Here is a 23684-nt window from a genome sequence, read left to right as displayed (position 1 = left end):
ATATGAAATATAATTTAGTTCTTTTAATAGGTATGGTGTTTTTTTTAAATACCGTTAATGCGCAAGATGAAAATAAAAAACCGATACGTTTGGCAGTTGTGGGTATGAGCCATGGCCATATCCCGTTTATTTTAAAACGACCGAATAAACGGGACTTCAATTTGGTAGGTTTTTATGAAACCAATGATTCATTAATATTCAAATTGTCAGAACAATTTAATCTAAATTCTAAATTAATTTATAAGGATTTAGAAAAAATGTTAGATGAGGTTAAGCCAGAAGCGGTAGTTGCTTTTGGCTCTGTATACGACCATCTTATGGCAGTAGAGGCTTGTGCACCTCGTGGTATACACGTGATGGTCGAGAAACCTTTGGCGGTTAATATGGAACATGCCAAAAAAATGGCTCTTTTAGCGAAAAAGCATAACATTCATTTATTGACTGATTATGAAACATCTTGGTATCCATCACTTGCTAAATCCTTCAGTTTAGTGTTAGAAGAAAATTTTGTAGGACAGCTGAAACGAGTAATTATAAATACTGGGCATAAGGGGCCCAAAGAAATTGGCTGTGATAAATATTTTTTAGAATGGTTAACAGATCCCAAATTAAACGGTGGCGGAGCGATCGTAGATTTCGGTTGCTATGGAGCTAATATAGTTACAGCATTAACAAAAGGAGAAAAACCAATATCAGTAAGTGCCGTTACTAGACAATTGAAACCCAAAGTTTATCCGAATGTTGATGATGACGCTACTATTGTCATTTCCTATCCCAGTTTTCAATGTGTAATTCAAGCTTCTTGGAATTGGACTTTCAGTAGAAAAGATATAGAGATATATGGTAAGGAAGGATATATTAAGTTGGATAAGAATCAAATAACGACTAGAAAATCAGAAAATCAATCAGAAGAAACAAAATCAATTAAAGAAATTAATGTAGATAATTATACCGATCCTTTTACATATTTCGGAGATGTAATTAATAAAAATATAAAAATGGAGCCTTTCAGTCTTTATTCAATTGATAATAACATAAGAGTAGTAGAAATTTTAGATTTGGCAAGAAAATCAGCTCAAGAAGGGAAGGCCATACCATTCAAATAGAAAATATAAACTATAGAGATTATGAAGAGCGACATCGATAATGATCAATATTAATTTATTCAGGGGTATATGATTTTGCTTTAAATAAGCTTAATAACCATAATTTTATAAATTCAATGAATGGGTTAAGAAATTGAGGATGAAATTATAATTTGTATATATAATTCGTTTGAGTTATTAACATAACTTTTGTATCTTGTTCTAGTAAATATAGTACTATGAAAGAATTTAAAGGACAAAATATACTAAACTTTGTAAAAGAATTGCCAGACGATGATGCATGTAAAGCTTATTTAGTAAAAATAAAATGGCAAGATGGTTTTAAGTGCGTGAAATGTGTCAGCGAAAAGGGTTGTCTAAAGCAAGATTACAAATACCATTGTTATGGCTGTCAACATGTGGAAGGTTCCACGGCAAACACCTTATTTCATAATGTTAAGTTTGGTTTACAAAAAGCATTTTGTATTGTTTTTGAAATGAGTACAAGTAGTAAAAGCTTATCAAGTGTTCAAGTAGGAAAGCGCTATGGAATAAGTCAAACAACCTCTTGGTTTTATATGCAAAAAGTACGAACAGCGTTGGAAATCAGTCAGAAATATCCTTTATCAGAACTAGTACATGTAGATGAGTTTACCGTTGGAGGAAAAGAAGAAGGTAAGCAAGGTAGAAGTTATGACTCTAAAAAGAAAAAAGCATTTATAGCAGTTGAGTTAACATATAAACAAAGAGTTAAGCGAGTCTATATAAAATCAATAGATGACTACTCTTGTAAATCTTTAACACCAATTTTTGAAGAGCATATTAATACAACTGCAAAAATATTTACGGATAAATGGAGAGGTTATGAACCATTAAAAAAAGTGTACGATATTACTCAAGTTAAAAGTAACAAAGGGAAGAGTTTTAAAACGTTACATATTATAATTCATCAAACAAAATCATGGTTAAGAACAATGCCAACACATGTTAGTAAAAAGCATATTCAAAAATATTTTGATGAGTTTTGTTACAGAATTAATCGCTTACAATCTAAAGAGTCATATTCAATAATCTAATCATCAAGATGGTAAACAATAAACCGCTATACCACAAACAGATTATACAGTAGCTAAATTAATAACTCAATAAAATTGAATAAAAAAATTGGTTTAAATTAATGAATTTAGGCAAATAATTAAATGTAAAAAGTTTAAAACAGTTCAGTATTGAAGAAAGGTGGATACTGGATAACAATCGTACTTAATCTTTCAAATTTAAATAAAGAAAAAACTCAAAAAAAATGAAAAAGTTTAAATTATCATATTGGTTAGTATTGGCAGTGTTCTCCATGTTAGTTACTAATACAACTTCCTGTAGTAGTAGCTCAGATGAACCAGAAAGCCCTATTCTGGTCATTCCTGATGAAGAGCAAGAACCAGAGGGACCAACTGTTTTCGATGAGGCAAATAGTGTGTACAAAGCTTATACAGGGTTAGTCATGGCAGGATACCAAGGTTGGTTTTCAGCAGAAGGAGATGATTCCAATTGGGGCTGGAATCATTATAAAAACACACAATATGGAGGTTTTACAAGCTCTTGTAGCTCGATTTATATGTAGCCGGACATGATGGAATATCAAAAAAAATATATCACGCCATACAAGAATGCTGATGGCTCAGATACCTATCTGTATAGCCCGTTTGATGAACAATCTGTTGATTTAAATTTTAAATGGATGAAAGATCACGGCATCGATGGCGTTCATATGCAGCGTTTTTTATCAACAATATCAAGCGAAAGTGGAAAACGGCATATAAATAAAGTACTAGAAAACGCATTAAAAGCCGCTAAAAAGTATGGTAGAGCCATCGGTGTGATGCACGACTTGAGCGGAAGTTCTAGTGCTAGGGTTGCTAGTTTAGAAGCTGATTGGAATGAATTGGTAAGAACATTCAGACTAAACAACAATATAGAAAACCCAACCTATTTGTGGCATAACCGTAAACCTATGATGTCTATCTGGGGTGCTGGGTTTAGTGGTCATAGTAGAGAATATACTACTGAAGATGTCAATCAATTAGTAGATAAGCTAAAAGGTCCGGAAAACAAAGTATCTATCATGGTAGGGGTGCCTTATCGCTGGAGGACTTTGACAAATGATGCCGAAAACAACCCCGCTTTACATGATTTAATTAGAAAAGCGGACGTCATTATGCCGTGGGCAGTAGGGCGTTATAGTTCTCCTAGTAGTTATGATCCTAGTTACGTGGCGCAAGATGTTATTTGGGCAAACAATAATAATGTGGATTATGTGCCATTGGTATTTCCAGGGTTTACTTGGGGGAATTTAAAAAGAGACCCTACTAAATTCAATCAAATACCAAGATTGAAAGGCGAATTTTTATGGAAACAAGTAGCACAAGCTAAAGCAAGAGGTGCCAAAAGTTTGTATGTCGCCATGTTTGATGAGGTAGATGAAAGTACCGCAATCTTTAAAGTAAAAAGAGAAAATGAACTACCCGTAGTAGAAGGTAATGAGGGTTCCAAATTTGTTGGATTAGAAGAAGGCTTAGAGTCTGATTATTATCTCTGGTTAACAGGAAAAGCAGGAGAAATGTTACGTGGTAAAATTCCTTTTTCAACAACGATGCCAATAAGAGAGAATTAGAGACTATTATAAAACTAAAATATAAAACTTTAAAAATAGAAAAATGAATAAAAATAGTATCCAATCAATCGTTCTAATACCAATCGTTGTTTTTTTCTTAACAGGATTAAATAGTTTCGCACAACAAAACAAAAAAAACCTTCCAAATGTAATTGTATTTGTTGCAGATGATTTTGGTTATGGTTCAACCAATGTTTACGGTGCACCAGAATCTTTAATTAAAACTCCAAACATTAACAAATTGGCCGAAGAAGGGATTCGGTTTACAAATGCATTTACTACGGGTTCAGTATGTACACCAACACGATATGCACTTATGACTGGTGAATATTCTTGGAGAACAAGTCTTAAAAAAGGAGTGGTAGATTCAAATGACCCAGCATTGATAGATGTAAATAAAAAAAGCCTTTCAAAATACATGCAATCTTTGGGCTATAAAACAGCGCAGGCGGGTAAATGGCATCTCGGATTTAAAGAAGAGAAGTTCGAAAACCTTTTAGGTGATATATATCCAGGACCTAACGATTATGGTTTTGATTATAGTTTTGCTTTACCTAATAATTTAGATGATGTGCATAAAGTATATATTGAGAATAATAAAATCTACGGCTTGCGTTCTGATAAAATTTGTGCTTATGGCATGTCATTCTACGGAAAACAATATACAGGCTATGATGCACCGCAAAGAGTTACGGAGCAAGTGACAGATGATTTGACAAAGAAATCAATAGCATGGATGGAAAGCCTTGACGGTAGCAAACCCTTCTTTTTGTACTATGCCGCTGCCGCCGTGCATCATCCTATTGTACCTAGCCCGCTAATGCGAGGCAAAAGCAATGCAGGGGCTTATGGCGATTTTATTCAAGATATTGATAGATCTTTAGGCGATTTGATAGCGTACTTGGAAGCTAAGGGCATTAGGGAAAACACGCTCATTATTTTTGCCAGTGATAATGGAGGCGATATTCCTGAAAGGAAAGGCATGATAATGCCAGAGAATTTTGCAGTAAACAAAGGCTTAAAAATCAATGGCGATTTAAAAGGCGATAAGCACACCATTTGGGATGGCGGTTTTAAAATTCCTTTTATAGTTAATTATCCTAAAGAAATAAAAGCAAATCAAACTGCAAATGCCACTGTGTCAACAATTGATATTTATGCTTTTCTTGCAGATTATATAGGCAATAATATAGGTTTAACTAAACAAGATGCTCCAGATAGTTATAGTTTTAAAACGGTAGTTGAAAATACTTCTACTAATTACCAGCGTCCGCCATTGGTTCATAGAGATGCTCAAGGACGAAAAGCCGTTCGTTTTGGATCATGGAAATACATAGAAACTAAAAACGAGAATTCAAAAAACCCAACCGATAAAAAGCAGCTTTTTGACTTGACTCAGGATGAGGCTGAATCAAATAATATAGTTTCTAAAGAATTGGAAAAGACAAAAGATGCCGAAGAATATCTTAAACAGGTTATGGCACATGCTTCTAAAAGTATTTGGAAAAAATAATAAAAATTATAATTCAATTAATCCATAAAAAATGAAATTTAATCTATCGATCATAGCAATTGCAATATTATCTTTCTACGTAACCAATAGCTTTGCCCAAACCAGTAAAAGACCCAATATTATTTTCATCATGACTGATGATCAGAGTGCTATAGTGCCGAAAAAAGAAGATGGCAAGAAGGTTCATCTTGAAGGTGAGACGGTACAATCACATCCATTTGGCTTTAATGGCGATTCTGAGGTGCATACCCCAATTATTGACGCATTGGCAAATCAGGGCATGATTTTTAATAACGCATTTGTTTCAAGTTCCGTTTGTTCTCCAAGTCGATATACCATGTTAACTGGTAGGTACGCGAGTAGATCTGAAGGCCCTTCATTTATGAAACTACATCCATACGGAAAAACGACACGAGTTGAGAATAACACCGAATTGGAAATGAATCGCGAAAATTTACCGCGTTTGTTGCAAAAAGTAGGATATAAAACAGGTTTTGTTGGGAAAAGTCATATAATTGATCATGATCTTTTAAATCAAAAATGGGACTCAGATAGAGAAGGTCTACTAAGCTATGAGCAAGATGCCGATCCAAAAGACCCAGAAATAAATGCAGCTATGAAACACAATCATAATTTTTGGGCTGGTCAAATTAAAAAATATGGGTTTGACTATGCGAATGGTGTATATGCCGCAAATTTACGAGAATTGTATAACGATTCTTTAAATGTGCATAATATAGAATGGAAAAATAAGGCTGCATTAGAATTTATTGATAATTTTAGTGACGAACCTTTTTTTCTTTATTACAGCGAAATGGTACCGCATGGACCAGCGCCATGGATTAAGAAAAACGGAAAGTATCTATATAGTTTAGATGCCAATCCAAAAATGACTGGCGCAGGATATCTCGATATGAAATTTGAAAATATGCCTTCAAGAAAAGAAATTTTAGATGAAGTTATGGCGGCAGGGAAAGATCCAGATCATGCTTGGTTACGTTGGTTCGATCATGCAGTTGGTGCCGTTGTTAAAAAATTAAAAGAAAAAGGAATTTATGAAAACACCATTATTGTGGTAACATCTGATCATGGAAATTATAATTTGGGAAAAACGACCATTTATGAAGGTGGTATAAAAGTCCCTTTAATGATCCATTGGCCAAATGGTATTAAAACAAAATCAAGCTATGATGAACTAGTTCAAAACATTGATTTTACACCTACATTTTTGGATTTAGCAGGTGTTAATTTAAAAAAGATTGATGCCGTAGATGGGGTAAGTTTAAAAAAGGTTTTTCAGGGAAATAAAAAGGCTGTTCATGATTATCTATATTTTGAATTAGGTTATGCTCGAGGAATAAGAACTAAAGATTGGAAATATATTACCCTGCGCTACGATGAAAAAGCACAAAAACAAATAGATAATGGCGTCATTTTTAAAGGATGGAATGGCCATGTACATGCGTTGCCTTATTACACACGTAATAGTCATTTAGGATATCATGCAGCTAAGTTGAACCCATTTTACTTTGATGCAAATCAATTATTTGATTTAAGAAATGACCCAGATGAAACGATAAATATTTTTGACTTAAATTCAAAAAAAGCGGAGGCGATGAAAAAGCTTTTAATTAAGAGCCTAAAATCTTTTCCTAATAGGCCTTATGGAGAATTTGTGAATTATTAGCAAAGCATAGCTTAGATTTGTAGTTTATCAACTATTTGAGTTCAACTCATAAGAGAAATACAATGTTTTTAGGTTGTTGCCTATTTCTAACTAGAAATGATAGTAGAATCTGATGTAAAAAAGGTTTCGTTTTTATTTAGATATTTAAGGACCAAAAAGGGTTGTCCAATAAAAGTAAAAATAACTTTTATTGGACAACCCTTTTTGTATTTTAAAAAGTTGCCTACTTAATAATCAATTGATGTATGCTAACTTGATTGTTATTCTGTTTTAAGTGAATAAAATAAATACCAGATTTAAATGGTGCAATATCAAGATTAGCAGCATTGTTTTTAGGGTTTATCGACAACACCTTTTGACCTAAAATACTATAAAGTGAAACGTTTTCAATATTTTTGTTTGACTGAATGTATACTAAATTGCTTGCAGGGTTAGGATATACCTTTGTACTAGCTTTATTAATCTTTGAAGTTGAAAGTGTATTCGATTTATAAGTAATAAAAAGCTTAGGAGCTCTTGAAGAAGAACCATCATGAGATCTAGCCTCTCTACTTCCAGTACCACTAATAATAAATGACATGGAGTTTAAAGCTTGCCAATCTTGTAAATCAACAATTTCTTGAACAATAGCTTTTAAATCAGGTGTTTTTTGATCGGCGCTAGCATCATCAATATTTGACCAAACTGGAATATTTGTCCAATCCACTGCTTCAGTGGTTGTAGGTCTTTGTGATATATTAAAAGCGGTATCTGAAAATGTCTCGCTATTAGGAACCTTTTCTCCTTTTATAGAAACAGATGTAGGATCCTCATTAGAAGTGATTCCTTTTACAGTAAACTGAATGTAAGCGCTTAAAATTTCAACATTTTTTGGAATGTCTATACTATTAAATCTGATGCCTACTATTTGTTTTGTACTATGGTCTTGACCTAATTCTAAATCTGAACTAGTTAAACCAATACTTCCATTACCTTCATTTTCTTCAGCATCATCATTATTATCACTTACTTCATACTCAAGAGGAGCAATATCTGGAGTACCAGCACAATTACAGTTCCCATCTTCTACATCATCAGAAGTTTCTGGATTACCATCATCACATGGTGTACCAGCAGCATCACAACTAGTGCCTGAAGTATTATAATTAATAAAAAGCCAAGGAGCTCTGGATGTAGACCCGTTGTAAGATCTAGCTGTTCTACTACCTGTACCAGTAATAATAAATGACATAGAGTTTGAAGCTTTCCAATCTTGTAAATTAACAATTTCCTGCACAATAGCTTTTAAATCTGGTGTTCTTTGATCAGTTGTGGCAGCGTCAATAGTTGTCCATTCAGGAATATTTGTCCAGTCAACAAATTCAGTCGTTGTAGGCCTCTGGGATATATTAAAAGTGGTCTCTGTAAAAACCATACTATTGGGAGTATTTTCACCTTTTATGGAAACAGTTGTAGCTTCAGAATTAGTTCCTTTTACTGTAAATTGTATGTAAGCGCTTAAAATGTTAGCGTCTTTTGGAATTAAAATCTCATTAAATCTAATACCTACGGTTTGGTTAAATTTATCTTCATGCGTATCATAAACCAATTCTAAATCTGAGCTACCTATATCAATATTGCCACCAGTTTCAGATTCCTCTGCATCATCATCTCCAGCACTTACTTGATAGGTAAGACTAGCAGAACTAGGAATCCCTATACAATTACAGTTCCCATCTTCTTCATCATTAATAGTTTGTGAGTCTCCATCATCACAGGCTGTACCAGCTGCTACACAATCAGGAACGCCGTAACAATTACAGTATCCGTCCTCTAAATCATTAATAGTTTGGGAGTTACCATCATCACAAGCTGTGCCAGCATCTGGACAAACGGTTGTGTTCTTGTTTATTAAAACCACTTCACCTGTTGAAGGAGAGAATACCTGCAAATTCACTGGTAAACTAAAAGGGTCATTATTGCTAACTTCATCAACAGAACTCGCATTGCTATTAACTAATATGGTTCTAAGTTCAATTTTATTTTCATCAACAAAAATAAGTTTAACTTGATTGAATGCCCCGCCGTTTCTCGTCCAGCTTTTGGAGTCATCATAAGGTCTTAAAGGTGCTCCCCAGCATCCTTCGCCAGTATAAATAGTTCCTTTGTTATTTTCTACTATAAAACCATCTTCGCTACCACTTCCAGATGAAGGCATAACAGGATATGTGGTTTTAGCGACGTGAGAATCACAATCAACCACGAGTCTAACTCCTTTGTCATAAAAAAGTTGTGCCCACGCATCGTATCCACTATTTCCTTCAGATTTTCCGCTGGTGTGTGGACGCATAGGTTTATGATATTGTGCTGTTTTCCAGATTAAACTTGTTGAAGCGGCTAAATCATTTTGTAACCAAGTCAATTGGTCTCCTAAAACAGAAATTTCTGAGTTTAGTGTATAAGTTCTAATTAGGTTATTACCAAATGTTACGGCGTAATAAGAATTGACGTTGGGTGTATCAAATAAATTATAAACAACCGAGCTGTTTTCATGATTTCCACGAGCAGGAATTATTGGAAAAATCCGTCCGTCAGGTGCAATAGTTAATTGCCAGTCATCAAACCAATCTTGCCATTGACTATCATTGTCACTTGAAGTCATATCGCCTCCAAATAATACAGCATTTGGTTTTAGTTTATGAACCAATCTGTTAGCATTTTGTCTTGGTGTTCTATTGTTACGAGAATCGCCACCTGCAACAAAAGATAAACGACTATTATCGCTAGGTGAGGTTTTAAACCATAATCTTTGGCTTACGCCTTGATCGTCCTTTATAATAAAATAATAAGCAGAATTAGGAGTAAGTCCTGTGATTCGTGCAAAATGATTATTCATCCCTCTGTAATTTATGGTTCTATCCGCAGTTTTAGATAAACCATATAAAGTATGGTCAGTACCATGATCAACAGTATCATAATGTACAGTAGGATTTAATCCTGAAATTTGATTCCAGCCAACTGTAATTGTTGTTGATGGATCATCTATAATCATGATTCTATATTTATCTGTGTCAGCATGACCACTCATAATACAAAAGAAAGTGATGCATGTAATTAGTAATTTAGTTTTCATTTTTTAAGGTTTTAATAGTTTTTGTGTTTGATATTAGATAGAAAATAGTAAGGGGTATTAAGCCATGTGGTAAACGGTATATTACCAAATAGGTATAGTTATGAAAAGATTTTAATATAAAGTCTGGGTTAAATCCTGATACTAGTCTTGCCAGCGCAGTTAATATTCCCCAGGTAATAAAATATATCAATACATATTTAGCAAGCTTAGGAACAAATAGTAGTATAGAAAATAAAACATCTAAAATTCCAGCAATATGCAAAAACAATTTTGCTTGTGTTTCACTTACGCCTAGGATCTTTATGGTCATATCAATAAAGTGACCGGGAAGATAAAATATACCCATTGCGAAAATACCATGAGCAATAAATGTAAAAGCAACCGCTATTTTAAGCCAAAATGTAAGTTGCTTTTCATTAATTTTTGAGATATCATTATTTAGGAAGAAGATTAAACAAATAGCAATTTGAATACTCAGTTCTAAAAATTGTATGACACCATAACTGAAGTCTTTAACCATACAAATACCTAGGAATATCAATATGAAAAGGCTTACGGAAGCAACTGACTTTTTAAAAGTATTAGAGGATATACGATTCCAAAATAAGCAGGTAAAGGCAGAAGTTACCAGAAGGAAACTACATAGATTAGTAAAGTTTGTTATCCAAGTGCTAACATTCAAATTGGTTGCGTAGTCATACCACGAGTAATTACTCAGGCCCTCAACAATTGGAGTTAGTAAAGCCTCGTCCCAAAAAACAGAACGAAATGGAGCTCCAAAAAAATAAAATTGATAAGCTCTTCCTATAAAAACGAGAAAAGCACAAAGCTTTAATAAAAATAAAATTATTTGTTTTTGGGACATTAGTTTTAAAAAACATAAAGATTACTAACAAATATATCTTGACCACTTAAAAAGTTAATAATTACGAATTAATTATGGGTTAAAAACAATTAATACAATAGAATAAATTAATATTTTTATTTCCATTGTCTATCTTTTGATTATCTATAATATTACCCCCTTACCTTTTAAGCGACTAATCATTTTAGAAAAACACATAATCAGTTGGTATTAAACTTTTTCCATTTTAATACTATTACCTATCATTCAAAACATAAGTTTATAAAAAATGAAATATTATTGGAATAGTATCAATACAATTATACAAACTGATAATTTGATTTTTAACCTAAATAGACTTTGTTACTCTTAATAAAAAAGAAACGGGAGTGTTTTATAAATTAAACCCCTGTGAATAAAAATACAAAGGTTTAATATTTTCAAATATAATTTAATAAAACTAGTTTGAAACTTTAAGGTAAATTGTTATTTATTCAACAACCAATTTACGTGTATTGACTTGACTGTTATTTTGTTTTACATGAATAAAATAAACACCAGATTTTAATTGTGAAATATTGAGGTTTGTAACACTTTTGTTTGGTTTGACAGATAATACCTTGTGGCCTAAAATACTATAAAGAGAAATATTTTCTATAGTTTTATCAGATTGAATGTTTACTAATTGACTGGCAGGGTTAGGATATATTTTGATTTTAGCCTTATTAAAATCGGAAGTTGAAAGTAAGCCACTCGCATCATAATTAATAATAAGTGTAGCAGGTTGTTTTGAATCTGAACCTCCACGTTCAAGAGACTTTGCCTCTCTACTACCTTCACCAGAAATTAAAAACGTCATGGAGTTTAAAGCCGCCCAATCTTCTAGATTAACTATTTCTTGAACAATTTCTACTAAATCTGGAGTTTTCTGATCCTCACCAGCATCGTCATTATTTTGCCAAACTGGAACTTCATCCCAAAAAGCTTTTGCTGTAGTAGCTGGTCTTTCTGAAAGATTATTGATAGCACCAGCAAACGGCACACTATTGCCAACTTTTTCACCTACTATTTCTACATTTGTAGGGTCTCTTTCAGAAGTGGTTCCTTTTACAGCAAACTGAATGTAAGCACTTGATATAGTAGCATTTTTTGGAATTTGTATAAAATTAAACCTAATACCTACCATTTGTGCTGTACTGCCATCTTGACCCAGCTCTAAGTCAGAGCTAGAAAAACCAATAGTTCCATCGGATAGATTTTCCTCTACATCATCATTTCCATCAGTTATTTTGTATTCAGCAGTACCAGTAACTGAAATGCCTGCGCAACCACAATTGCCATCCTCGATGTCATAAAAAGTTGCTGGATTACCATCGTCACAAGGTGTTCCTACTTGAAGAGCAACTTCGTCAGGGGCACACTGAGCATTGGAGTAAAACGCGCACAATAAAGCACTACATGTAAAAAGTAATTTAATTTTCATAATGTTTAATTCTTTTAAAGGGTTATTAATATTTACAACAAATATATCTTGACCACTTAAAAAGTTAATAATTACGAATTAATTATGGGTTAAAAACAATTAATACAATAGAATAAATTAATATTTTTATTTCCATTGTCTATCTTTTGATTATCTATAATATTACCCCCTTACCTTTTAAGCGACTAATCATTTTAGAAAAACACATAATCAGTTGGTATTAAACTTTTTCCATTTTAATACTATTACCTATCATTCAAAACATAAGTTTATAAAAAATGAAATATTATTGGAATAGTATCAATACAATTATACAAACTGATAATTTGATTTTTAACCTAAATAGACTTTGTTACTCTTAATAAAAAAGAAACGGGAGTGTTTTATAAATTAAACCCCTGTGAATAAAAATACAAAGGTTTAATATTTTCAAATATAATTTAATAAAACTAGTTTGAAACTTTAAGGTAAATTGTTATTTATTCAACAACCAATTTACGTGTATTGACTTGACTGTTATTTTGTTTTACATGAATAAAATAAACACCAGATTTTAATTGTGAAATATTGAGGTTTGTAACACTTTTGTTTGGTTTGACAGATAATACCTTGTGGCCTAAAATACTATAAAGAGAAATATTTTCTATAGTTTTATCAGATTGAATGTTTACTAATTGACTGGCAGGGTTAGGATATATTTTGATTTTAGCCTTATTAAAATCGGAAGTTGAAAGTAAGCCACTCGCATCATAATTAATAATAAGTGTAGCAGGTTGTTTTGAATCTGAACCTCCACGTTCAAGAGACTTTGCCTCTCTACTACCTTCACCAGAAATTAAAAACGTCATGGAGTTTAAAGCCGCCCAATCTTCTAGATTAACTATTTCTTGAACAATTTCTACTAAATCTGGAGTTTTCTGATCCTCACCAGCATCGTCATTATTTTGCCAAACTGGAACTTCATCCCAAAAAGCTTTTGCTGTAGTAGCTGGTCTTTCTGAAAGATTATTGATAGCACCAGCAAACGGCACACTATTGCCAACTTTTTCACCTACTATTTCTACATTTGTAGGGTCTCTTTCAGAAGTGGTTCCTTTTACAGCAAACTGAATGTAAGCACTTGATATAGTAGCATTTTTTGGAATTTGTATAAAATTAAACCTAATACCTACCATTTGTGCTGTACTGCCATCTTGACCCAGCTCTAAGTCAGAGCTAGAAAAACCAATAGTTCCATCGGATAGATTTTCCTCTACATCATCATTTCCATCAGTTATTTTGTATTCAGCAGTACCAGTAACTGAAATGCCTGCGCAACCACAATTGCCATCCTCGATGTCATAAAAAGTTGCTGGATTACCATCGTCACAAGGTGTTCCTACTTGAAGAGCAACTTCGTCAGGGGCACACTGAGCATTGGAGTAAAACGCGCACAATAAAGCACTACATGTAAAAAGTAATTTAATTTTCATAATGTTTAATTCTTTTAAAGGGTTATTAATATTTATAACAAATGTATTTCAATGACTTAAAAAAAAATTAATTAAAAAATAAAAGGAAATTAATAAATGAACAATATCAATAAAGTTTCTATAGTTAGTCTAGCCTTAACGTCTAAGAAAGCATATGCTCTTGTTGTATCTCATGCAGTTTTAAGTATTTTAAAAAAAGAGTCATTGTTTATAATGAGTCTGATGTATATTAAATACCATGTCCTAGATATTTAAAACGTAGTTTTTGTAGAATAACATAATAGTAATAGGAGTAATAAATTATAGACTGCGATCTACTTAAAAGGTAAAACCTGCAGAGATATGAGAAAATCATTAGGAAAATATGTTAAAATTATTCTCATCATTCTTTAACTAAAAATTATATCACCAAGTGCTAGAAATAAACTTAAACTTATCTAAGTTTTTGTAATGCTGTCTGTAAACACTTAAAGGAATAATAAGTACGAATAATTGTTAATCTTTTATTCAAGTTTTCATATTTGTAAATAATTAAGATTTTTTTTGCGAAATGATTAATTATAGATTTATGTCTTGTTTGCAAATTAAAATGTGTGTTCTATTAATATCCGCCCTCACGTCCCTTAAAAATGGATTAATAAGTCGTATTAATTATATATTAATTTCTAATTAATTGAATATTGATGAATAATTAATGTTCGTTTCTAAATTTGGTTTGAGAATTAAAGTAAGTAAAAGTAAGTGTCTTAATTAGGAAGAGATGGCTTAAGCTTTATAATTTAATCTAAACCTTGTTATTAATGAAAATAAAGAAATTTCTAAAGCTTGTTAGTTTGAGTTTGGTTTTAACCTTTTTTGGTTGTGTTAAACAAAAAGTAGTAAGCGTAAACGATAATACATTATATGTTAACCCTTTTATTGGTACAGGTGGTCACGGCCATACGTTTCCTGGGGTAACTGTTCCAAATGGCATGGTTCAATTAAGTCCAGATACAAGAACATCAGGCTGGGATGCTTGCGGAGGGTATCATCATACCGATACTTCTATTCGGGGCTTTAGTCACACGCATTTAAGCGGTACTGGTATTGGTGATTTAGGGGATTTTCTGTTTATGCCTTTTACAGGAAAAGCAAAGATAAATCCGGGTACACCTGAAGATCCAGATTCTGGTTACAGAAGTCGTTTTAACCATAAAAGCGAAACGGCTATTCCGGGCTATTATTCGGTAAATTTACTAGATTACAATATAAAAGCAGAGTTAACAGCAAGCAATAGAGTTGGGTTTCACAGATATGAATTCCAAAAAGAAGGAAAACGCGGTTTAATTATTGATATGGATCATACTATTCACGACAGACATGTGAAGCATAGTACTATTAAAATAATTGGCGATACGGAAATTAGCGGATATAAACACATAGATGGCTGGGCTAAAAACCGCCATATTTATTTTCATGCTAAATTTAATCAGCCTTTTACTGTAACGTTTTTTAAAGAGGGCAAAGCTCAAGAGGCTAGTTCAGAAATAGAAGGTATAAAATTAGTAGCTGTTTTAAATTTTAAAGAAGAAAACGCTGATACTTTAATGGCTAAAGTAGGAGTTTCTTCCGTAGATTTTGATGGTGCGAAAAAGAACTTAGAGCAGGAAATATCGCATTGGGATTTTGATAAAGTAAAGCAAGATGCTCATGTAGTTTGGGAAAATCAGTTAGATAAAATTCAGGTTGAAGGTGGTTCAAAAGATGAAAAATCTATTTTTTATACAGGGCTATATCATTCAGCAATGAGCCCTTATACCTTTAATGATGTTGATGGTAGATATAGAGGTATGGATCAGCAAATACATACATCAGAAGAAGATACTTATACAGTCTTTTCTTTATGGGATACTTTTAGAGCATTTCATCCCTTGTTGAATATTATTGAGCCAGAAAAAAACAATGCGTATGTAAATACGCTATTGAAAAAATATGAGCATGGTGGTATTTTACCAAAATGGGAACTTAATGCAAATTATACAGGAACCATGATTGGATACCATGCAGTGCCTGTAATTGTTGATGCTTATATGAAAGGCATTAGAGGCTTTGATGCTAAAAAGGCCTATGAAGCTATTGTGCATTCTTCAACCTATGATACTCTAGGAATCGATTTTCCTTCAGAAAGGATTAAATATAAACTAGCAACATTAGGAAAAAAATATAATGAAGAATTGGGTTATATTCCTTCAGATCTGGAAAATGAATCTGTTTCAAAAGCTTTGGAGTACGCTTATAACGATTGGTGTATCGCTCAAATGGCTAAAGCTTTAGGTAAAGATGAGGATTATGAGATATTTATGGAACGTTCTAAGCGTTACAAAAAATATTTCGATCCTGAAACGGGGTTTATGAGAGGTGTTAAAAGCGATGGGACTTTTAGAGAACCTTTTGACCCAAAGTATTCTGAACATCGAGAGGATGATTATGTAGAAGGAAATGCTTGGCAATGGACTTGGTTTGTGCCTCATGATGTTAAAGGATTAGTCGATTTAATGGGGGGTAAAGAAAAATTTACAGCAAAATTAGATGAGTTGTTTACAACAAGTTCAGAGCTTAAAGGTACTAATCCCTCAAGTGATATTTCTGGATTGATAGGGCAGTATGCACATGGAAATGAGCCAAGTCATCATATCACACACATGTATAATTATGTTGGAGAGGCTTGGAAAACTCAAAAATTGACGGATAGCATCATGTCTAGTCTTTATTTTAATAATCCCAATGGTTTATCTGGAAATGAAGATTGCGGACAAATGTCTGCTTGGTATGTTTTAAACGCTATGGGGTTTTATTCTTTTAGCCCAGGAAATACAACCTACTCTATTGGTCGTCCAATTTTTGATAATGTAGTCATCAATTTATCCAACGGTAAACAATTTACAATAGAAACAAAAAATAACAGTACTAAAAATAAATTCATACAATCCTTAAAACTTAACGGGAAAACCATGACAGAACCTTTCTTCGACCATAGTGATATATGGAACGGAGGCACTTTGGAATTTGAAATGGGTGCTGATGAAAATAGACAACTTTTTAATTAATTATATTTTACATAAAATGAATTTAAAACATGCTTTAATATTAGGATTGACTGTGTTTTTTACGATACAATCAAGCGGACAAAACAAACATGCAAAAACCAGTAATTATCCGAGTTACAAAGGTTTGGTTATGGCGGGCTATCAAGGTTGGTTTAGAACTCCAGAAGATGGCTCTGGGTCTAAATGGGGACACTATGGTGCTGATGGTAAATTTGATAAAGATCATAACACTATTGATTTTTGGCCAGATGTATCTGAGTATGAAAAAACTTATGAAACAAAATTTAAATTTCCTGACGGAACAAAAGCAAGAGTCTTTAGTTCTGTTGATAAAAGCACTACAGATTTACATTTCAAATGGATGAAAGAGTATGGTGTGGATGGTGTTTTTATGCAGCGCTTTTTTGGTGTGGCAAGAAATCATGACGACCCAAATAAATCTCAAGATATTATATTAAAAAATGCAGTTAACGCAGCCGAAGAAAATAATCGTGCTATTGCGGTTATGTATGACCTGTCCGGGATGAGGGCTGATGGTGAAGATTGTTCTGCAGTTATTGAAGACTGGAAAAAATTAGTGGATAATTTAAAAGTCACCCAAAGTATAAATTATCTCCACCATAACGGCAAACCTCTGGTTACCATTTGGGGCATCGGTTTTCCTGACAGGTCTTATAATATTAGAGAAATTGGCATTAACCGTCTAATTGATTTCCTTAAAAATGATCCCATATATGGGGGTTGTTCTGTGATGTTAGGCGTGCCAACCTATTTTAGAGAATTAGATAAAGATTGCCTTCCAGATCCTTATTTACATGATGTTATAAGAACAGCAGATATTGTGCTACCATGGATGGTACAACGATTTACACCGTTATTACATCAAGATGAGATAAGATACAGAGACCATGTTATGGCTGATATTAAATGGTGTCAAGATAATAAAGTGGACTATGTGCCTTTAGTTTATGCGGGGTTTAGTTGGCATAACCTATCTAAAAGAAATCCAGGGTTAGCAAGACATACAACATACGGAGCCATACCTAGAGTTGGTGGTAAGTTTTATTGGGACTTGATTTATAATGCTATTTCAGCAGGAGCGGAGATGTTATATGTGGGCATGTTTGATGAGGTTGATGAAGGAACAGCTATCATCCCTGTTTTAAATAATCCACCCAATAGTGATGATGTTCATTTTGTAGGGAATGATGATGTTGCTCCAGATCATTATTTATTTCTCACAGGAAAGGCAGGTCAAATGTTACGTAAAGAAATCCCTTTAAGTTATAAAATCCCTTCAAAAGAATAAGTATTCAGATATGTTAAGGTTTAAAAAGTAATTAGAAAATGAAAAAGAGCTTTATAACAAAAAAAAAGATTCTCAAGAGTATAATAACCTTGCTTTCAATACTGAATATTTAGTTATAGTTGCACAAATGAAAGCAGGCTTAAAGTACTAAAACAAATAGGCATAACATTTTATACGTGTTCTTGTAAAATGTTATGGCTCAATTTTATTAAAAATATGATCAAAAATAAAAAACCACAATTCAGTTCTTTATTTGTTTTATTTCTGTTTACGATAGGATTAACAAAATCAGTTGCTCAGATTAAAATGAGTGCAGGAAATAACTTTGAAAATGTAGCATATAAAAAAATAGGTAAAGGCGAATGCTCTATAACCAATGGAATACTTATTAGCAGAGACGCTTACGCAAGTTTTGGCAATGCTGATTGGAAAAATTACCGTGTATCCTTTGAAGCGAAAGTGCCCAGTACCGAAGAGCAAGTTCAAATATGGGCAAGTTTTAGGGAGCAGGGTAGGAATGAACGTTATATTATTGGGATTAAAGGCGGTTTGCAAAATGACATAGAAATAGGTAGAATGGGCCTTATGGGCGATGATGCCTTTTTGGGAATTAGAAACCTTGATTTTTCTCCAGCTTTAGATACATGGTACAAAATAAGTATTGAAGTATGTAAAAATAGGATTCGTGTTTTTTTAAATAATGAAGATAAACCGCGTATTGACGTCATTGATGAGAATGCCCACTTATTACCTGCTGGGAAAATAGGCTTGGGAGGCAGTTGGATTCAAACTGAATTTAAAAATCTGAAAGTAACAGAATTACCAGAAAATTATCTTGAAGACATAGCAGTAGACGAATACAGTTATTATTCAAGTAAAGAAGAAAAAGAAATTCAACGTAAAAAGGAAAGAGGTTTGTATAAACCTATAGTAGTTTCTAATATTAATACTACTAGGACTGAAATATCCCTGGATGGCAATTGGTTATTTAAACCGGGTCATGAAATTGAAAATAGGGATGCGGCATTTTCTGTAACCGTTAATGATAAAGATTGGCATATTTTGGAAGTACCAAATTTCTGGAACCCGTCCAGAATATGGTTGCACGGCGAAACATTTATGAAACAAAATTTTCCTAAAGGCGTGTCTGATACCTATTACCAAAAAGAGACAGACCGTTGTGAAAATTACACATTTGATTATAAGGAAACCAAAATAGGGTGGTACCGCCAATGGATGGAGTTACCTGAAACTATCCACGGAAAACACCTAGAACTTTCTTTTGATGCGGTTTCCAAAGTGGCAGAAGTGTATGTTAATGGAACAAAAGCAGGAAGCCATATTGGAATGTTCGGAGAGTTCATTGTGGATATAACAGCATTGACTAAGCCAGGAAAAAATTTGTTTGCTGTAAAGGTTCTGCGTGATTATGTCAAGGATATTAAAAATGCTGAAGAGATTGCAACTATAGCCGTTACTGTGGAAGTGACTAACCAAATGTTAAAAGATTTGCCTCATGGGTTTTTCCGTGGGAATCCTTCTGGGATTTGGCAACCCGTAAAATTAGTCATTACAGAACCTATTAAAATTGAAGATGTATATATCAAACCATCGCTTACAGGTGCTGATTTTCAGGTTACCATAAAAAATTATAATTCAAGCAAAGCGAAATTGAATATCAATACTAACATTTCAGATACTAAAACAGATGCGCTTTTAGTTTCAGAAACATCACTAAATAAAGTAGAATTGAAAGCAGGAGAGGAAAAAGTGTTTTCATTTAAGATTGCTGGGTTACAGCCAAAATTATGGACACCTACAACTCCCAATCTTTATGACTTTAATTTCTCTGTTTCTGAAAATAAAACCAATACTATTTTTGATACAGAATCTATTCGTTCAGGTTTTAGAACCTTTGAAACTCGAGGCGATTATTTCTACCTTAATGGAAATAAATATTGGTTACGGGCAGCTAACCACACACCACATGCTCTTGGCATAAATGATGCAGCGCTTGCCAATAAAACCATGCAGCTGTATCATGACGGTAATATTGCTGTAACCAGAAGTCATACTATTCCTTATAGTGAAGTTTGGATGGAGGCTGCCGATAAAAATGGTGTAGGAGTTAGTATGGAAGGTACATGGCCGTGGTTGATGATTGGCGTTGGCGAAAATTCTATTCCAAAAAAAGAGCTTTTAAGTATTTGGAAACAGGAGTGGTTGGATTTAATGAAGAAGTATCGGAATCATCCGTCATTATTTTATTGGACTATAAATAACGAGATGAATTTTACCCATAATAAAGATGATGTAGAACGTATTGAAACTAAAATGGGTATTGTATCTGATGTTGTTAAAGACATGCGGACTTTAGATCCCACAAGACCCATATGTTTTGATTCTGGATATACCAGAAAACAAGTAAAACATGAACATGATGATGCTTTTTTTGAGAACTATGATGATGGCGATATTGATGATGGTCACAACTATTCTGGCTGGTACCACAGTTCTTTATTTGATAATTTTTCAGGAAAAGAGTTTATGGAAAGAAAAACGGAGGGAAGGCCTTTAATAAGTCAAGAGTGGTCTACCGGCTATCCAAACACCGAAACGGGGCATCATACGCGGTCTTATTTATGGCAACATCAAAATACACAAACACATGTAGGAAATCAAGCATATCCCTTTGGAGACCCAAAATATAGTTTAGAAAATAACGCATTTTTATCCTCAGAGTTAGCCGAAGCCGTTCGTAGATCACACAACAAACTAGCGGGGTTACATAATTTTTCAAGTATTACTTGGTTTCGTAATGTGTATGATGCGCAACGTGTAGAACCTTATCCAACGTACTACCGAATGAAAAACGCCTTAAATCCAGTTTTGGTAAGTGCCGAACTTTGGGGAAGACATTTTTATACTGGAGAAAAATTACCAACACGTTTCTGCATTGTAAATGATAAAGTAGATGGTACAACATTGAAACCTTCAACTTTAGTTTGGGAAATCACTTATAAAGATGGCAGGGTTGTGGGCACAGGAAACTATCAAATTCCAGAAGTGGCCCATTATTCAAGACATTGGTTAACTCCAGAAATTATAATTCCAGATACTTTTAAAGGCGATAGATTGGACGGAAAACTAAAATTATCTTTAGTACAACATGGTAAAGAAGTCTCCAGAAATGAATATGATTTAGTGTTTGCAAAGATATCTTATGTCAAAACAAATGACTTAAAATCCAAAAAGATTACAGTGGTAGATTTTTCTGGAAAAACAAAACCAGTACTGGACTTACTGAATATTACCTATTCTGAAATGCCTGATATTTCTAGCATGTTTAACCAAAAGGCAGATTTATATATTATTTCAGGGATTGAAACCATTTCCAATCTCACGGAAAATGAGCAGGGATTAATAACCGACAAGCTACATAAAGGTGCTAAGATTTTTATGCTGAACACAGGAAAAAAAATAATGGATATTTTTCCTAATCACATTAGTAATTATTTAGAGAAAACACTAGAAACAGCGCATATCGATATTCCGGAATCGGATATATTCAATGATATTAAACATATGGATTTTCGTTATTTCAATAATAATAAAAGCGAAAAACCTTTGGTTTATCATGGGCTTATGCAAGTTTACAAAAAGGATGATATTACGTCTTTGGTCTCAGGATGTGAACATAAATATGCGAGAGGTAGTGACCAACGCGCACAGTTGAGTACCATGAAAGGGTTTCCAATGATTGCTGTTGATGATGGAGGAACAGCAGTGCTTTCAGAAATGAGGTTGGATAAAGGGCTGTATGACCCTATAGCTGCAAAAATATTGAACAATATCATTATGGATTTAATTGAATAGTCTAATTTTTTATAATTATGAAACTCCATAACGAGAATTCGATACCCAAGTGAATGATTATATGTAAGCTACATTTGACGATTGAAAAACCAGCCTGCGGCAGGCAGGCAATAAATTTAAACACATGAAAGGCAGTTTTAAAATAGTTTGTCAGTTACTTATCATATCAATGCTAATTGTAGGATGTAAGAAGGTTGAAAGCAACCCAAAAACCGAACAAAAACCAAATGTTCTTATCATATTAACAGATGATATGGGCTATGGAGATATTTCATCCTTCGGACAGAAACATTATAAAACACCCAACATAGATAACATTGCTATGCAAGGTGTTAGTTGTACAAGTTTTTATGTACCCACTCCTTACTGTGCACCATCTAGAGCTACTTTGCTAACTGGACGATTTCCGTTACGTCATGGTCTAATCAGGAACCCAACGCCAGATGCAGGTGAGATGATTGATAATGTAGGACTTGACCCTAATGAAATTACTATTGCAGAAGTTTTTAGGGAATCGGGGTATGCCACCAAAGCCATTGGCAAATGGCACTTAGGACATAAATCGAAATTTTTCCCAGTAGAACAAGGGTTTGACGAATATTATGGAATTCTTTATTCAAATGATATGAGACCCATACAAATTATACAAAACAGAGATACGGTCCAATATCCAGTGGATCAAAGACAACTAACAAAAGATTATACAGAAAAAGCTATTGATTTTATTAAAAGAGAAAAAGATAATCCGTTCCTACTTTATTTAGCACACGCCATGCCGCACAAGCCTTTGGCTGCATCGGAAAATTTTTATACACCCGAAACACCAAACGATTTATATGCAGATGTGATACGAGAATTGGATTGGTCTGTTGGAGAAGTCATGAATACCTTGAAAACACTGAATATATTGGACAATACAATAGTGATTTTTATGTCGGACAATGGGCCTTGGTACGGCGGAAGTACAGGTGGTTTTAAAGGGATGAAAGCCACCACTTGGGAAGGCGGGATCAGAGTACCATTTATGATGCGTTATCCAAAGGTGTTTCCTGAAAATCAAAAATCGGATTTACCGGTTTGGTCTCCTGATATTTTTCCAACCCTTTGCGCTTTAACAAATATTGAAATTCCAAAAGGTCATGTATTAGATGGGCAAGATATAACCACGATTCTTCAAGGAGAGAGCAATATACATTCTCCTGTTTTTAGCATGCATAATGAGCATATTATGTCGGTAAGAAAAGGCGATTATAAACTCTTCATAAAAAAACCGAGATATCGGAAAGAGGTTGATTTAAGTGTTTGGTCAGATCCAAGAGGGCCAGACGGCACCACTATTATTGCTCAAATGGAAGGACAGGCAACCCCAGCAGATTATCCTGGAGTAACTCCAGAAGAACCAAAAAATAAAATACAACTGTTCAACTTAAAAGAGGATCCTACAGAGTCGGTTGATTTAGCGCCATCGCATCCAGAATTGGTAGAAGAACTGATGAAAGTATATGAAAGTTTTAAATTAAGCTTAGAATAAAGTTAATAAAGAATAATC

At 33.6% G+C, this 23684-nt stretch carries 13 protein-coding genes and 1 pseudogene; 10 read left to right on the top strand and 4 right to left on the bottom strand.

Going from position 1 to position 23684, the window contains the following annotated elements:
- Positions 1–2: 2 nt before the first annotated feature.
- From BST83_RS11540 to BST83_RS11515, 6 genes and pseudogenes are all read left to right on the top strand, one after another.
- Entirely contained in the window at positions 3–1106 is a 1104-nt protein-coding gene (locus BST83_RS11540; RefSeq protein WP_104809923.1) for a Gfo/Idh/MocA family protein, read from the top strand.
- A gap of 218 nt (positions 1107–1324) precedes the next feature.
- A pseudogene (locus BST83_RS11535) lies at positions 1325–2214 on the top strand (IS1595 family transposase).
- A 204-nt stretch (positions 2215–2418) separates the two neighbouring features.
- On the top strand, positions 2419–2703 hold the full coding sequence (locus BST83_RS11530) for a hypothetical protein (protein ID WP_146092163.1): 285 nt from the start codon (positions 2419–2421) through the stop codon (positions 2701–2703).
- A 117-nt stretch (positions 2704–2820) separates the two neighbouring features.
- Positions 2821–3753 carry a glycoside hydrolase family 99 protein gene (locus BST83_RS11525; RefSeq protein WP_146092162.1) on the top strand — a complete coding sequence of 311 codons (933 nt, stop codon included), beginning with the start codon at positions 2821–2823 and terminating at the stop codon, positions 3751–3753.
- A gap of 43 nt (positions 3754–3796) precedes the next feature.
- The gene (locus BST83_RS11520) at positions 3797–5266 is read left to right on the top strand and encodes a sulfatase family protein (protein WP_104809919.1); all 1470 of its coding nucleotides are present in this window, start codon (positions 3797–3799) and stop codon (positions 5264–5266) included.
- Between the two features lie 31 nt (positions 5267–5297).
- Positions 5298–6953 carry a sulfatase family protein gene (locus tag BST83_RS11515; protein WP_104809918.1) on the top strand — a complete coding sequence of 552 codons (1656 nt, stop codon included), beginning with the start codon at positions 5298–5300 and terminating at the stop codon, positions 6951–6953.
- A 223-nt stretch (positions 6954–7176) separates the two neighbouring features.
- Here the strand turns inward: BST83_RS11515 and BST83_RS11510 are convergent, their stop codons facing one another.
- The 4 genes from BST83_RS11510 to BST83_RS11495 all read right to left on the bottom strand — a co-directional run bounded on the left by BST83_RS11510 (position 7177) and on the right by BST83_RS11495 (position 13864).
- Complete coding sequence (locus BST83_RS11510; protein WP_104809917.1) at positions 7177–10065, bottom strand: T9SS type A sorting domain-containing protein; 2889 nt, start codon at positions 10063–10065, stop codon at positions 7177–7179.
- On the bottom strand, positions 10055–10930 hold the full coding sequence (locus BST83_RS11505) for a hypothetical protein (RefSeq protein ID WP_104809916.1): 876 nt from the start codon (positions 10928–10930) through the stop codon (positions 10055–10057). The genes BST83_RS11510 and BST83_RS11505 overlap by 11 nt, the downstream gene beginning before the upstream one ends.
- A 469-nt stretch (positions 10931–11399) precedes the next feature.
- On the bottom strand, positions 11400–12392 hold the full coding sequence (locus BST83_RS11500) for a T9SS type A sorting domain-containing protein (protein ID WP_104809915.1): 993 nt from the start codon (positions 12390–12392) through the stop codon (positions 11400–11402).
- 479 nt (positions 12393–12871) lie between these two features.
- Positions 12872–13864, bottom strand: coding sequence for a T9SS type A sorting domain-containing protein (locus tag BST83_RS11495; RefSeq protein ID WP_104809915.1), 993 nt, complete (start codon positions 13862–13864; stop codon positions 12872–12874).
- A gap of 800 nt (positions 13865–14664) precedes the next feature.
- Here BST83_RS11495 and BST83_RS11490 point away from each other — a divergent pair.
- From BST83_RS11490 to BST83_RS11475, 4 genes are all read left to right on the top strand, one after another.
- Positions 14665–16950, top strand: a complete 2286-nt coding sequence (locus BST83_RS11490; RefSeq protein WP_104809914.1) for a GH92 family glycosyl hydrolase — start codon at positions 14665–14667, stop codon at positions 16948–16950.
- A complete protein-coding gene (locus tag BST83_RS11485) occupies positions 16925–18259 on the top strand; it encodes a glycoside hydrolase family 99 protein (RefSeq protein ID WP_240614732.1) in 1335 nt (444 codons plus the stop codon). The genes BST83_RS11490 and BST83_RS11485 overlap by 26 nt, the downstream gene beginning before the upstream one ends.
- Positions 18260–18718: 459 nt before the next feature.
- Positions 18719–22135: a glycoside hydrolase family 2 protein gene (locus BST83_RS11480; protein WP_205853577.1), complete on the top strand. Its 3417-nt coding sequence runs from the start codon at positions 18719–18721 to the stop codon at positions 22133–22135.
- A gap of 124 nt (positions 22136–22259) precedes the next feature.
- A complete protein-coding gene (locus tag BST83_RS11475) occupies positions 22260–23666 on the top strand; it encodes a sulfatase family protein (protein ID WP_104809912.1) in 1407 nt (468 codons plus the stop codon).
- Positions 23667–23684 lie beyond the last annotated feature (18 nt).

Source organism: Polaribacter filamentus (assembly GCF_002943715.1).
In the GTDB taxonomy this organism is placed as follows: Bacteria; Bacteroidota; Bacteroidia; order Flavobacteriales; family Flavobacteriaceae; genus Polaribacter; species Polaribacter filamentus.
The sequence above is the reverse complement of the archived record's forward strand: the minus strand, read 5'-3'. Positions and strand labels throughout refer to the sequence as shown.

Bases quoted from the DNA above. Each gene is read 5' to 3' on its own strand.
- BST83_RS11490 (WP_104809914.1), top strand. From the start codon at position 14,665: ATGAAAATAAAGAAATTTCTAAAGCTTGTTAGTTTGAGTTTGGTTTTA.
- BST83_RS11515 (WP_104809918.1), top strand. From the start codon at position 5,298: ATGAAATTTAATCTATCGATCATAGCAATTGCAATATTATCTTTCTAC.
- BST83_RS11485 (WP_240614732.1), top strand. From the start codon at position 16,925: ATGAAAATAGACAACTTTTTAATTAATTATATTTTACATAAAATGAAT.
- BST83_RS11475 (WP_104809912.1), top strand. From the start codon at position 22,260: ATGAAAGGCAGTTTTAAAATAGTTTGTCAGTTACTTATCATATCAATG.
- BST83_RS11495 (WP_104809915.1), bottom strand. From the start codon at position 13,864: ATGAAAATTAAATTACTTTTTACATGTAGTGCTTTATTGTGCGCGTTT.
- BST83_RS11525 (WP_146092162.1), top strand. From the start codon at position 2,821: ATGAAAGATCACGGCATCGATGGCGTTCATATGCAGCGTTTTTTATCA.
- BST83_RS11540 (WP_104809923.1), top strand. From the start codon at position 3: ATGAAATATAATTTAGTTCTTTTAATAGGTATGGTGTTTTTTTTAAAT.
- BST83_RS11520 (WP_104809919.1), top strand. From the start codon at position 3,797: ATGAATAAAAATAGTATCCAATCAATCGTTCTAATACCAATCGTTGTT.
- BST83_RS11505 (WP_104809916.1), bottom strand. From the start codon at position 10,930: ATGTCCCAAAAACAAATAATTTTATTTTTATTAAAGCTTTGTGCTTTT.
- BST83_RS11500 (WP_104809915.1), bottom strand. From the start codon at position 12,392: ATGAAAATTAAATTACTTTTTACATGTAGTGCTTTATTGTGCGCGTTT.
- BST83_RS11510 (WP_104809917.1), bottom strand. From the start codon at position 10,065: ATGAAAACTAAATTACTAATTACATGCATCACTTTCTTTTGTATTATG.